Source organism: Flavobacterium sp. GW823-FHT06G12, assembly GCF_058794775.1.
Genome location: NZ_JBXAHE010000002.1, coordinates 197,813 through 210,730, shown reverse-complemented (window position 1 = coordinate 210,730; position 12,918 = coordinate 197,813). Strand labels below are relative to the sequence as shown.

Annotated in this window: 10 protein-coding genes; 8 read left to right on the top strand and 2 right to left on the bottom strand. The window is 33.9% G+C overall.

Going from position 1 to position 12,918, the window contains the following annotated elements:
- Positions 1 to 32 precede the first annotated feature (32 nt).
- From recO to AC1Q5Z_RS07855, 3 genes are all read left to right on the top strand, one after another.
- Positions 33 to 746 (top strand): DNA repair protein RecO, encoded by a 714-nt coding sequence (gene recO / locus AC1Q5Z_RS07865; protein ID WP_198855335.1) that lies wholly within the window; start codon positions 33 to 35, stop codon positions 744 to 746.
- Between the two features lie 130 nt (positions 747 to 876).
- Positions 877 to 4,278, top strand: a complete 3,402-nt coding sequence (gene ileS / locus AC1Q5Z_RS07860) for an isoleucine--tRNA ligase (protein ID WP_492444241.1) — start codon at positions 877 to 879, stop codon at positions 4,276 to 4,278.
- 6 nt (positions 4,279 to 4,284) lie between these two features.
- Positions 4,285 to 4,665: a TraR/DksA family transcriptional regulator gene (locus AC1Q5Z_RS07855; protein WP_008465297.1), complete on the top strand. Its 381-nt coding sequence runs from the start codon at positions 4,285 to 4,287 to the stop codon at positions 4,663 to 4,665.
- Between the two features lie 252 nt (positions 4,666 to 4,917).
- Here the strand turns inward: AC1Q5Z_RS07855 and AC1Q5Z_RS07850 are convergent, their stop codons facing one another.
- On the bottom strand, positions 4,918 to 5,298 hold the full coding sequence (locus AC1Q5Z_RS07850) for a hypothetical protein (RefSeq protein WP_111425195.1): 381 nt from the start codon (positions 5,296 to 5,298) through the stop codon (positions 4,918 to 4,920).
- Between the two features lie 35 nt (positions 5,299 to 5,333).
- On the bottom strand, positions 5,334 to 5,690 hold the full coding sequence (locus AC1Q5Z_RS07845; protein WP_198855337.1) for a roadblock/LC7 domain-containing protein: 357 nt from the start codon (positions 5,688 to 5,690) through the stop codon (positions 5,334 to 5,336).
- Between the two features lie 182 nt (positions 5,691 to 5,872).
- Here AC1Q5Z_RS07845 and AC1Q5Z_RS07840 point away from each other — a divergent pair, with 182 nt between their 5' ends.
- The 5 genes from AC1Q5Z_RS07840 (at position 5,873) to AC1Q5Z_RS07820 (ending at position 12,900) form a co-directional block, all read left to right on the top strand.
- Positions 5,873 to 6,088, top strand: coding sequence for a hypothetical protein (locus tag AC1Q5Z_RS07840; protein WP_095928396.1), 216 nt, complete (start codon positions 5,873 to 5,875; stop codon positions 6,086 to 6,088).
- 119 nt (positions 6,089 to 6,207) lie between these two features.
- Positions 6,208 to 6,804, top strand: coding sequence for a lipoprotein signal peptidase (locus AC1Q5Z_RS07835; RefSeq protein ID WP_198855338.1), 597 nt, complete (start codon positions 6,208 to 6,210; stop codon positions 6,802 to 6,804).
- An 84-nt stretch (positions 6,805 to 6,888) separates the two neighbouring features.
- A complete protein-coding gene (locus AC1Q5Z_RS07830) occupies positions 6,889 to 10,047 on the top strand; it encodes a UvrD-helicase domain-containing protein (RefSeq protein WP_343585084.1) in 3,159 nt (1,052 codons plus the stop codon).
- 82 nt (positions 10,048 to 10,129) lie between these two features.
- Positions 10,130 to 11,323, top strand: a complete 1,194-nt coding sequence (gene kbl, locus AC1Q5Z_RS07825) for a glycine C-acetyltransferase (protein WP_343585087.1) — start codon at positions 10,130 to 10,132, stop codon at positions 11,321 to 11,323.
- Between the two features lie 113 nt (positions 11,324 to 11,436).
- Positions 11,437 to 12,900, top strand: a complete 1,464-nt coding sequence (locus AC1Q5Z_RS07820) for an OmpA family protein (RefSeq protein ID WP_286965181.1) — start codon at positions 11,437 to 11,439, stop codon at positions 12,898 to 12,900.
- Positions 12,901 to 12,918: the final 18 nt, after the last annotated feature.

The window sequence follows — 12,918 nt, the reverse complement described above, 5'->3', positions numbered from 1 at the left end:
AGATAAAACTTCAAACAAAAAATAAAAATCTTTTGCAAGTCAAAACCAAAGCCATAGTAATTTCATCATTAAAATTTCAGGAAAAAAGCTTGATCGTAAAATGTTTTACACTTTCCAGCGGACTGAAATCTTATTTTGTACGTGACGCTTTTTCTAGCAGAAAGGCAAGTCAGAAAATTGCTTATTTTCAGCCGTTTTCGATTTTAGAAATTGAAGCCGTTCACAAAAATAAAGGCACTTTAGAAAATTTTAAAGAAATAAAAAGTGCTGTTCCATTTCAGACTATTCATACTGATATTGTGAAAAGTACAATGGTTATGTTTCTTTCAGAGATGCTGCATTATTCTATTCAAGAAGAAGAAAAAAACGAACAGTTATTTTTGTTTTTAGAAACGGCACTAACTTGGCTAGATCATCATGATGAAATTTCTAATTTTCATTTAATTCTGCTCTTAGAAATCACAAAATATCTTGGTTTTTATCCTGATACTTCTGAGATCGATTTGCCTTTTTTTGAAATGAATGAAGGCGTTTTTACACTTTTTCAAAAAGCAAATGTGCTTTCAGAACATGAAACCAATTTGTTTAAAAAATTACTGGAATTAAAATTTGATAATGATCAAAAAGTCTTTCATGTTTTAGAAAGACAAATTCTTCTGAAAATTCTAATCGATTATTATAGTCTTCATCTGGAAGGATTCAAAAAACCTAAATCTTTAGAGATTTTAAAGGAAGTTTTCTCTTAAATAGATAAAAAGAACATTATTTGTTGCGGAATCTACTCAAAATTTCCCGAAATCGGTCTTTTTTCCGTTATCTTTTATCTATTTCCCTCAAAATTCCTTACTTTCGCACCTCGTTTAAGAAAAGGATAAAATGAGTACAAAATTTACTGAATACAAAGGACTTGACTTGCCAACTGTAGCGTCTGAAGTTCTTGATTTTTGGAAGAAAGAAAATATATTTGAAAAGAGTGTAACAACTCGCGAAGGTGCTGAGCCTTTCGTATTTTTTGAAGGTCCGCCTTCAGCAAACGGATTACCTGGAATTCACCACGTAATGGCACGTGCGATTAAAGATATTTTTTGCAGATATAAAACTCAGAAAGGTTTTCAGGTTAAAAGAAAAGCTGGATGGGATACTCACGGTTTGCCTGTAGAATTGGGTACCGAAAAAGAATTAGGAATTACAAAAGAAGATATTGGTAAAACAATTTCGATCGAAGAATATAACGAAGCGTGTAAAAAAACCGTTATGCGTTATACCGATGTATGGAATGATTTGACCGAAAAAATGGGGTATTGGGTAGATATGGAAGATCCATATGTGACTTATAAGCCAAAATACATGGAATCGGTTTGGTGGCTTTTGAAGCAAATCTATGATAAAGGTTTATTGTACAAAGGATACACAATTCAGCCATATTCTCCAAAAGCAGGAACCGGATTATCTTCTCACGAAGTAAATCAGCCTGGAGCTTACCGTGATGTAACTGATACTACAATTGTAGCACAGTTTAAAACGCTTCCAGAAACTTTGCCTTCATTCTTGCAAGGTTTTGGAGATATTCACATTTTAGCTTGGACGACAACTCCTTGGACATTGCCATCAAATACAGCTTTGACAGTAGGTCCAAAAATCGATTATGTTTTAGTTAAAACTTTCAATCAATATACTTTTGAGCCAATCAATGTTGTTTTGGCTAAAAACTTAGTTGGAAAACAATTCGGAAAAGGATATTTCGTAAGTGAAGACGACGCTGATTTTGACAATGTGAAAAATGGTGACAAAAAACTTCCTTACAAAATTTTAACCGAAGCAAAAGGAGCAGATTTAGTAGAAATTCGTTATGAGCAATTATTGCCTTACGTATTGCCATATCAAAACGCTGAAAATGCATTTAGAGTAATTTCTGGAGATTTCGTTACTACAGAAGACGGAACAGGAATCGTGCATACAGCTCCAACTTTTGGTGCAGACGATGCTAAAGTAGCAAAAGAAGCAAAACCAGAAGTGCCGCCAATGTTGGTTCTTGACGAAAACGGAACAGCAGTTCCTTTAGTTGATTTACAAGGAAAATTCACTTCTCATGTAGGTGATTTGGCTGGTAAATATGTTAAAAACGAATATTACGATGCAGGACAGGCTCCAGAGAAATCTGTAGATGTTGAAATCGCTATTCGTCTTAAAGAAGAAAACAAAGCTTTTAAAGTTGAAAAATACGTGCACAGTTATCCACACAGCTGGAGAACAGACGAGCCGTTATTATACTATCCTCTAGATTCATGGTTCATCAAAGTAACCGATGTAAAAGATAGAATGTTCGACCTGAACGAAACTATCAATTGGAAACCTAAATCTACTGGTGAAGGACGTTTTGGAAATTGGCTTAAAAATGCTAATGATTGGAACTTATCTCGTTCTAGATATTGGGGTATTCCTTTGCCAATTTGGAGAACAGAAGATAAAACAGAAGAAGTTATTATCGGTTCTGTTAAAGAATTGTACAATGCAATCGAAAAATCAATCGAAGCAGGTTTCCAAAAAGAAAATCCGTTTAAAGGATTTGAAATCGGAAATATGTCTGAGTCAAATTATGATTTAATTGACTTGCACAAAAATGTTGTTGATGCTATCACTTTGGTTTCGGCTTCTGGGAAACCAATGAAGCGCGAAAGTGATCTAATCGACGTTTGGTTCGATTCTGGAGCAATGCCTTATGCGCAATGGCATTATCCTTTTGAAAACAAAGAAAAAATTGATGGGAACAAAGATTTTCCAGCAAATTTTATTGCAGAAGGAGTAGATCAAACACGTGGATGGTTCTATACTTTGCATGCAATCGGAACTTTGGTTTTTGATAAAGTAGCATATAAAAACGTAGTTTCTAATGGTTTAGTTTTAGATAAAAATGGAATTAAAATGTCTAAGAGTAAAGGAAATACGATAGACCCATTTAAAACCATTGCAGAAAACGGTCCAGATGCTACACGTTGGTATATGATTATGAATGCAAATCCGTGGGATAACTTGAAGTTTGACCTTGAAGGAATTGCTGAGGTTAAACGTAAATTCTTCGGAACACTTTACAATACCTATTCATTCTTCTCGTTATATGCTAACATCGACGGATTTAAATACGAAGAAGCTGAAATTCCGTTAAACGAAAGACCAGAAATCGATCAGTGGATTATTTCTGAATTACATTCGTTAATCAAATTTGTTGACGAATGCTACGAAGATTATGAGCCAACAAAAGCTACAAGAGCCATTTCTGACTTCGTTCAAGAGAATTTAAGTAACTGGTACGTTCGTTTATGCCGTCGTCGTTTCTGGAAAGGAGAATATGCAAAAGATAAAATTGCAGCTTACCAAACGCTTTATACTTGTTTATTAACTATAAGCAAATTAAGCGCTCCAGTAGCTCCATTTTTTATGGATAAATTATACAGAGATTTGACAGCTTCTACGGGAACCGAGGATTTTACTAGTGTTCACTTGGCTGAGTTTCCAAAATTTGTCGAAAACTTTGTTAATAAAACGTTAGAGAGCAAAATGCAGAAGGCTCAAACTATCTCATCTTTGGTTTTATCACTACGTAAAAAAGAGATGATAAAAGTTCGTCAACCTCTGCAAAAGGTAATGATTCCAGTACTTGACGAGAATCAGCGTGCTGAAATCGAAGCGATTTCTGACCTTGTAAAAGCTGAGGTAAATGTTAAAGAAATTGAACTTTTAGACGATGCTTCAGGTATTTTGGTAAAACAAATTAAGCCTAATTTTAAGGCGCTTGGACCGCGTTTCGGTAAAGATATGGGTCTGATTTCTAAGGAGATACAGGGTTTTTCTGCAGAGCAGATCAATCAGCTGGACAAGCAAGGAACGCTAGATATTGTTATTGCAGGAAATAGTGTAACTTTATCACTAGAAGATGTGGAAATTACATCGCAAGATATCGAAGGATGGTTGGTTGCTAATTCAAACGGAATAACAGTTGCGCTTGATATTACTCTTACCGAAGAATTAAAAAATGAAGGTATCGCTAGAGAATTAGTTAATAGAATACAAAACATTCGTAAAGACTCAGGATTTGAGGTTACGGATAAGATTAAAGTTCAAATAAAACGAGACGGTATTTTAGAAGATGCAGTTTCAAAAAATGAAGACTATATTAAGTCTGAAACATTAACAGACGAACTAGTTTTTGCTGACGTTTTAGAAAACGGCACAGAAATTGAGTTTGATGACATTAGAACCATTATATTAATTTCAAAATAGTAGAAAATGATAGATGAAATTATTAGATACTCAGACGCAGATTTAGCAGAGTTCAAAGAAATAATCCAAGCAAAAATTAAAAAAGCACAAGAAGATCTTGATTTGATCAAAAGTGCTTATATGAACGATTTGAATAACGGAACTGACGATACTTCTCCAACTTTTAAAGCTTTTGAAGAAGGAAGTGAAACCATGTCTAAAGAAGCAAACTCTCAGTTGGCTATCAGACAAGAGAAATTCATTCGTGATTTAAAAAATGCTTTATTCCGTGTAGAAAATAAAACTTACGGTATCTGCAAAGTAACAGGTAAATTAATTAGCAAAGAAAGGCTTAAAATCGTTCCTCATGCTACAATGAGTATCGAAGCTAAAAACTTGCAACGATAAGATTACGTAGAAATATGTAATAAAAAAAGCGCTCCTTATGGGGCGCTTTTTTTGTTTAATGTTTAACTATGAGCTAGTTCACTGGTGAATTTATACTTTGAAAGAAATTGTTTATAATTAATCAAAATAAAATTAAAAATACGGTATTGGTTTTTGTAAGAACAATTTCGTTTGTTTTACTTTCGTTCATTATAAGCTATAAAAAAACCGTCTTGAATTAAGACGGTTTGTAATAGATAAAATTTAAGAAAATTATGCTAGGTTTTTTTCAACGTCAGCTTTATGTTTTCTTAAAATAGCTCTTGTCATACCCAGATTAGCTTTTGAAGCATCTGCGGCCAAGTAAATCATGAACTTTTTGTTTGGAGAAATGTCGATAATATGAATTTGATTAGAAAGTGTAATCAAAATATCTTCGATATCCTGGTTTAAGTTTAATGCTTTTACAGCACTTAGTTTAGCTTTTACAACCTCTAGGTTATAAGCTGCTGCAAGTTCAGGGTCAAAACTAGGGTCGATAGTTAAATTTCCAAAACTTAATCCAGATTCAATTTCAGTTACTGCTACAGCGATAAAGCCGTTCACGTTTGTTTTCATTTCATTTAAAAACACGTTTAAAAAATCATTACTCATAGTTCATTTGGGTTATTTGTTAATAGAATTTATTGTTATTTCAATAATGAATTTTTGCTTAATTCAGCAGAAACTTCTTCTGTAGAACGCATCAATAATGCAAGGTTGCTTCCTTCTCGAGAAAAAGCAACAATGAAATTGGAACCGCTTATTTTGTTTCCAACGATAACGCCTTCGGCGCTTTTTAAGTACAATTGTTTTAAAGAGCCTTTTTCTAAATCAAGTAAGAATTTTTCGCTCATAGATAAAATTGCTGCGCTCATTGCGGCGATACTATCTCCATAGTCTAAATTCAGTGAGGTAATGAGTTTGCCTTTTCCATTTAAAATTAAAGCTGCTGTAGATTTTGTGCTGACAAGAAAGTCATTTAGGGTAGTTGTGATTTCATTCATGATTTTGTAGGATTTTGGGATGAATGTTAAATTCAGTTCGTTTGGTAATTTGGATTTAAAAATTAATTGCTGTTTAACCTAAACAAGTGTTAATTTTTATTAACAAATATAAATTAAATTATGTATCATTGTAGTACCAAATCAGTAATAATTTAAATTATTTACTACAAAAAACTTACATTATGGCTAAAGTATTGAAATTCAAAGAAGTAAACTCTGATGTAGAGCGCAGAATGAAAGAATTTGAAAAACTGCGCGTTAAGTTTAAAGCTGATGTAAAAAAGGGAGAAGCTAAGAAGTTGGCGGCCGGAAAAGAAAGCAAGGGAATATTTAAATCTATTTCAGAATTTTTTTCCGACAGTCCAAAGACACCAGCTAAAGCTGCCGTAAAAAAGTAAACTTCATCAGGTTTAGATTAGCAGATAAACTTGTTTAGTTTGTTACAAAAGAATTAACGCTCCTTTAGGAGCGTTTTTTTTGATTAAATTGTTATTTTTGCCCATCAAAAAATTATAAAATGTCATTACGAAAAGCGTATTTCCTTATATTCTTAGTTTTAATTGTTGATCAGCTTTCTAAAATTTATGTCAAAACAAATTTTGTTTTAGGCGAAGAAGTTGTAATTGCTGATTGGTTTAGAATTCATTTTATTGAAAATGAAGGAATGGCTTGGGGTACAAAAATACCAGGTGAATACGGAAAACTAATCTTGACCGTTTTCAGAATCTTTGCTGTTGTTGGAATTGGATGGTGGCTTTCTGATTCGGTAAAAAAGCGTCATTCAAATTATTTGATAGCAGCTATTGCATTAATCTTCGCAGGAGCGGCTGGAAATATTATCGATTCTGTTTTCTACGGAGTTATTTTTGATGACAGCACACATAACTTAGCAACTATTTTTTCTCCAACTCCATATGGTACGTGGTTTCATGGTTTGGTTGTAGATATGTTTTACTTTCCTATTTGGGAAGGTGAGCTTCCAAGTTGGTTGCCAATATTTGGAGGAAAACATTTTGCATTCTTCAATGCAATTTTTAATATTGCCGATGTGGCAATTTCTACTGGTGTAGGTATACTTTTGGTTTTCAACAAAAGAGCTTTTCCAAAACACTAATTTTATCGATTTCTCAATTTTATTTGATTTTTTAATTAATACTGCGCTAGAAGTGCTATTTTTACGATATAAAAAATCAAAACTATGCAAAGTCCGTCTTTTTCTATTTATGATGCTTCTGCAGGATCAGGAAAGACGTATACTTTGGTTAAAGAATATTTAAAGATTATTCTTTCTTCTCCAAAGAACGATGCATATCGAAATATTTTAGCAATTACTTTTACCAACAAAGCGGTTCATGAAATGAAAAGCCGTATTGTTGGAAATTTGTCTGAATTTGCAAAAGACGATCCGTCTCCAAAAGCGGCTGATTTAATGGAAGATTTGTCGCGGGATACAGGGCTTTCAATCATTAAAATTAAAACCAAATCGCAGCAAATCATTAAGCACTTAATTCATAATTATGCAGCTTTTGATATTTCTACCATTGATAAATTTACCCATAAAGTTATTCGTGCTTTTGCGCACGATTTAAATCTTCCGATGACTTTTGAAGTCACTCTGGATACCGAAAATTTATTGGTTGAGGCTGTTGATGCAATTATTGCTCAAGCAGGAGAAGACGAAACATTGACCAAATTGCTTATCGATTTTACAATGGAAAAAACCGATGATGACAAAAGTTGGGATGTTTCTCGAGAAATTCTCGACACGGGAAGATTGGTTTTGAATGAAAACAATAGAAATGAAATTTTGCATTTTCAAGATAAAACAATCGGAGAGTTTGTTGAAATTAAAAAGAAAATGCAGGCGCTTTGCAAAGAACTGGAAGAAAAAAATGAAGGTCTTGCAACGAAAGCAATTGAATTAATTGATAAAAACGGAATTGATCCAAAATCATTTTCAAGAGGAACTTTTCCAAATCATTTGGAAAGTATTCGAAGCGGAAAATTTAATCCAAAAAATAAAACCTTTCATGAGTTTGATGATATTGCAATTAACAAAACGGCAAAAGACCGAGTGTTAATCGAAAATATTATTCCACAATTGCTTCAGATATTAAAAGAGGTTTATCAAAATTTCGAAAAAAGAGATTTTTATAAGGCTTTCTTAAAAAACATAACTCCGCTTTCTTTACTGAATACGGTGAGTAATGAACTTGCTAAAATTCAGTCGGAACAAAATGTTTTATCGATTTCAGAATTCAATGCGATTATTCATCGCGAAATTCAGAATCAGCCAGCGCCTTTTATCTATGAACGTTTAGGTGAGCGTTATCGCAATTTCTTTATTGATGAATTTCAAGATACATCAGAAATGCAATGGCAGAACTTGATTCCGCTTATTGATAATTCACTTTCTGGTTTGGATGATTATGGTAACAAAGGAACTTTGATGATTGTTGGAGATCCGAAACAGTCAATTTATCGCTGGCGCGGAGGAAAAGCAGAACAGTTTATCGAGTTAAGTAAAGAAGAAGTCGCTTTTTTTCATCACGAAAAAAAAGTGAAGCATTTAGATACCAATTATAGAAGTTATAGTGAGGTTATTGAATTTAATAATGCTTTCTTCCAATTAATTTCGGCTGAATTTACAAATGCAGATTATAAGGATTTATACGAAAATCATAGCTTTCAAAATACGAATTCGAAAAAAGGGGGTTATGTGAATATTTCTTTTCTTCCGATTGCCGAGAAAAATGAATTTATAGATGATGAAGAAGTTGTAGAGAAATCAGATTTGTATGTCTTAGCAACTTTAAATACGATTAGAGAAGTCGTTAAGCAAGGTTTTGAATATAAAGATATTGTAATCCTGACCAGGAAAAGAGATCAAGGAATTGCGGTTGCAAATTATTTGACTGAGCAAGGTGTTCCGCTTCTTTCTTCAGAAACTTTAATGATTCAGAATGCATCAGAAGTTCGTCTTATAATTCATCTTCTTCGATATTTAAATAATAGCGCCGACTTAGAGTCGAAAGCTAACTTTTTGCATTTCCTTTCTTCAACAAAAGACTTGTCTATGCCGGTTCATGATTTCATTGCATTGGGAATGAATCATAGATTTGAAAAAGAATTTGAAGAATGGCTTGTGACTTTTGATGTTTCTTTTTCTTTTGAAGATGTTCGAAAGAAATCCTTATATGAGGCTGTTGAAATCATTATTTCTAAATTTATTCTTCCGTCTGAAGGAAATGCTTATGTGCAGTTTTTTCTGGATATTGTTTTAGAAAGAGATATTCGAAATCAATCTGGAGTTGCAGACTTTTTGATTTTCTGGGATAAAAATTCGGATAAATTTAGCATTCCGTCTCCAGAAGGAAATAATGCAGTTCGTATTATGACGATTCATAAATCTAAGGGGTTAGAGTTTCCGGTTGTAATTATGCCTTTTGCAGATGAGGATTATAACCGAAAGCCAAAAGATAAGTTGTGGCTTGATACTGAAGAAATAGATTTAGGAGTTCCAAAAGCTTTGGTTGATAATAGCAGTGCGGTTGAAAGTTTTGGAGAAAGTGCCTCGGCAGTTTTTAATTTGAAAAAACAAGAAGAGCTTTTAGATAATATAAATGTGTTGTATGTGGCGCTAACGCGTGCCGAAGAACAATTATATGTGATTTCTCAATCATTAAAAGCTAAAAGTGATGGCGAATATCCGAACAATATGGCTTCTTTTTTTATTAAATTTTTGATTCATGAAGGGGTTTACGAGGAAGAAAAATTGAATTATGAATTTGGAAATAAAACTAGGCTATCAAAAATCACCAGAACAGTCGATACAGTTAAATCGATTCCTGTTGTAAGGGAGGTTTTAAATCCGAAAAATATTAAAATTGCACAACGCGAAGCTTTAATGTGGGGAACGCATCAGCAGGAAGCTATTTCGTACGGAAATATTGTTCATGAAATTTTGGCTTTTGTTAAAGATAAGACGGATGTTGATTTGGCGGTAACTAAAGCTATTGAAAACGGTTTGATAACTTACGATCAAGTAGATCAAGTATTGCAAACTTTGAGAGAAATTGTGAATCATCCAGAACTAAATGTTTGTTTTAATGGAAAAGATACGGTTTTGAATGAGCAGACGATTGTTCAGAAAGAAGGGAGAATTTTAAAGCCAGATCGAGTTGTCTTTTTAGAAAATAAACAAGCCTATTTGTTAGATTATAAAACAGGTGCTGTAAATGCAAAATATCAACAGCAGATTCAGGAATATCAAGATGCAATTGAAGATTTAGGATATGCAGTTTTAAAAAAGGCTTTGGTGTATATTGGGACAGAAATTGAGGTGGTAAATTTGTGAAAAAATTAATCAGATGTTAAAGAAAAAGCGAAGCTGAATTTTGGTTAAGCTGTTAATATTTAACGTTTTAAATAAATAAAAAATGTACGGTAAAATAAAAGAACATCTGCAAAAAGAATTGCAGACAATTGAAGAAAATGGAATCTTTAAAAAGGAGCGTATTATTACTTCTCCTCAAGGTGCAGAAATCACAATTTCAACAGGAGAAACAGTGTTGAACTTTTGTGCCAATAATTATTTAGGACTTTCATCGCATCCAGAAGTGGTGCAAGCAGCAAAAGATGCAATGGATACGCATGGTTTCGGAATGTCGTCTGTTCGATTTATTTGCGGTACACAAGATATTCATAAAACATTAGAGAAAAAGATTGCTGATTTTTATGGTACAGAAGATACTATATTATATGCCGCAGCCTTTGATGCAAACGGAGGTGTTTTTGAGCCTTTGTTGGGAGAGAATGATGCAATTATTTCAGATAGCTTAAATCACGCTTCTATTATAGATGGTGTTCGTTTATGTAAAGCGGCTAGATATCGTTATGAAAATAATAATATGGAAGACTTGGAGCAGCAGTTGATAAAAGCAAACGAAGCTGGAGCTCGTTTTAAATTGATTGTTACTGACGGAGTTTTTTCTATGGACGGATTAGTAGCGCCATTAGATAAAATTTGTGATCTTGCTGATAAATACGATGCAATGGTAATGGTAGATGAATGTCATGCTGCTGGTTTTATTGGGGCAACTGGAAAAGGAACTCTTGAAGCAAAAGGAGTTATGGGAAGGGTAGATATTATAACAGGAACTCTTGGAAAAGCTTTGGGTGGAGCAATGGGAGGATATACTACTGCAAAAAAAGAAATTATTGAGTTATTACGTCAGAGATCTCGACCTTACTTGTTTTCAAATTCATTGGCTCCGGCTATTGTTGGCGCTTCGATAAAAGTATTTGAATTATTGGAAAAAGACACAACACTTCGTGATAAATTAGAATGGAATACCAACTATTTTAAAGAAGGTATGAAAAAAGCAGGCTTCGATATTATTGATGGAGATTCTGCAATTGTTCCAGTTATGTTATACGATGCGAAATTGTCTCAGACAATGGCAAACGAACTTTTGAAGCAAGGAATTTATGTTATTGGATTTTTCTTTCCAGTGGTTCCGAAAGATAAGGCTAGAATACGAGTACAGCTATCTGCGGCGCATGAAAAAGAACATTTGGACAAAGCTATAAATGCCTTCATAGTTGTCGGTAAAATGTTAAAAGTTATATAATTACCACTTCTGTTAAATTTTTGTAGGTTTTTTTTAACATTTCATTTTGTATTTAAAAAATTTGGTGTTACTTTTGCTTGTAATTAACTAAATTGTAATTAAAAAAATTAAGTATGAAACATCTTAACAAACTTTTAGTTGCTGTATTGATGGCGATGGGTTTAAATGCTCAAGCGCAAGACAGTAACAATCCATGGGCGATCTCTTTCGGAGTTAATGCTGTGGATACTAGAACAAGTTCAGGTTCTGGTCATGGTTTCTTTGACCAACACTTTTCTCAGCCATTCGCTGTTAAAGACAACTGGAACATTTTACCTTCTTTATCTTACATTGGTGTATCTAGATATGTAGGTAGCGGTTTCTCAGTTGGTTTACAAGGATCTGTAAACAAAATTGATAAATATGTTATCCTTGATCGTGCTAATCCTAATGCAGATGGTAGAGGAAATGTAGTAGTAAATCCAGGAGACTTGATGTACTACGGAATTGATGCTACTATCAAATATAGCTTCCAAGAATTAATCAAATCTAAGGTGATTGATCCTTCGTTATCTGTTGGTGGTGGTTATACTTTCTTCGGAGATAGCAGCTATGGAACTGTTAACCCAGGTGCTGGTGTTACTTTCTGGTTTACTGATGCTATTGGTCTTGAATTAGCTACAAGATACAAATGGTCAGTGAGTGGTGATAGAGAAGATGCTTCTGGAACTCCAGATGCTCCATCTCACTTCCAACACACTGCAGGTTTAGTTTTCAAATTCGGAGGTAAAGATACTGACGGAGACGGAATCTATGACAAAGACGATGCTTGTCCAGATGTTGCTGGTTTAAAACAATTCAACGGATGTCCTGATACTGACGGTGACGGAATTGTTGATGCTTCTGACGCTTGTCCAGATGTATTTGGTTTAGCTGCATTAAACGGATGTCCTGATACAGACGGAGACGGAATTGCTGATAAAGATGACGCTTGTCCAGATGTTGCTGGTTTAGCTGCTTTAAAAGGTTGTCCTGATACTGACGGTGACGGAATCGCTGATAAAGACGATAAATGTCCTACAGTTGCTGGTCCTAAAGAAAACGGTGGTTGCCCATTCTTAGATGCTGATAAAGACGGTGTTGCTGATAAAGATGATGACTGTCCTACAGTTCCTGGTCCTGCAAGTAACAGAGGATGTCCAGAAGTAACTTCTGCTGCATTAGAAGATCTTAAAGTTCAAGCTAGAGCAATCTACTTCAACTCAGGAAAAGCTACTTTCAAAACTGGTGACAAAGAAACTCCAGCTAGATTAGATGCTATTAAAGAAATCCTTAAAAACTATCCAAACGCGAAATTCTCTATCGAAGGACACACAGATAGTACAGGTTCTGCTAAAGTTAACCAAAAACTTTCTGAAGATAGAGCTAACGCTGTATTAAACGCTTTAGTTGAAAGAGGTGTTAACCCAGAAAACTTAGAAGCTAAAGGATTTGGTTCTAGCCAACCAGTTGCAAGTAACAAAACTGCTGCAGGTAAAGCACAAAACAGAAGAACTGAAATTAGACACATTGGTTCTAAATACCAAGGTAAACTATAATTAGTTTTCTAAATAAAC

Excerpts from the sequence above, each read along its gene's own strand:
- AC1Q5Z_RS07855 (WP_008465297.1), top strand. The coding sequence starts at position 4,285 with ATGATAGATGAAATTATTAGATACTCAGACGCAGATTTAGCAGAGTTC.
- AC1Q5Z_RS07835 (WP_198855338.1), top strand. The coding sequence starts at position 6,208 with ATGTCATTACGAAAAGCGTATTTCCTTATATTCTTAGTTTTAATTGTT.
- AC1Q5Z_RS07830 (WP_343585084.1), top strand. The coding sequence starts at position 6,889 with ATGCAAAGTCCGTCTTTTTCTATTTATGATGCTTCTGCAGGATCAGGA.
- AC1Q5Z_RS07840 (WP_095928396.1), top strand. The coding sequence starts at position 5,873 with ATGGCTAAAGTATTGAAATTCAAAGAAGTAAACTCTGATGTAGAGCGC.
- kbl (WP_343585087.1), top strand. The coding sequence starts at position 10,130 with ATGTACGGTAAAATAAAAGAACATCTGCAAAAAGAATTGCAGACAATT.
- AC1Q5Z_RS07820 (WP_286965181.1), top strand. The coding sequence starts at position 11,437 with ATGAAACATCTTAACAAACTTTTAGTTGCTGTATTGATGGCGATGGGT.
- AC1Q5Z_RS07845 (WP_198855337.1), bottom strand. The coding sequence starts at position 5,690 with ATGAATGAAATCACAACTACCCTAAATGACTTTCTTGTCAGCACAAAA.
- AC1Q5Z_RS07850 (WP_111425195.1), bottom strand. The coding sequence starts at position 5,298 with ATGAGTAATGATTTTTTAAACGTGTTTTTAAATGAAATGAAAACAAAC.
- ileS (WP_492444241.1), top strand. The coding sequence starts at position 877 with ATGAGTACAAAATTTACTGAATACAAAGGACTTGACTTGCCAACTGTA.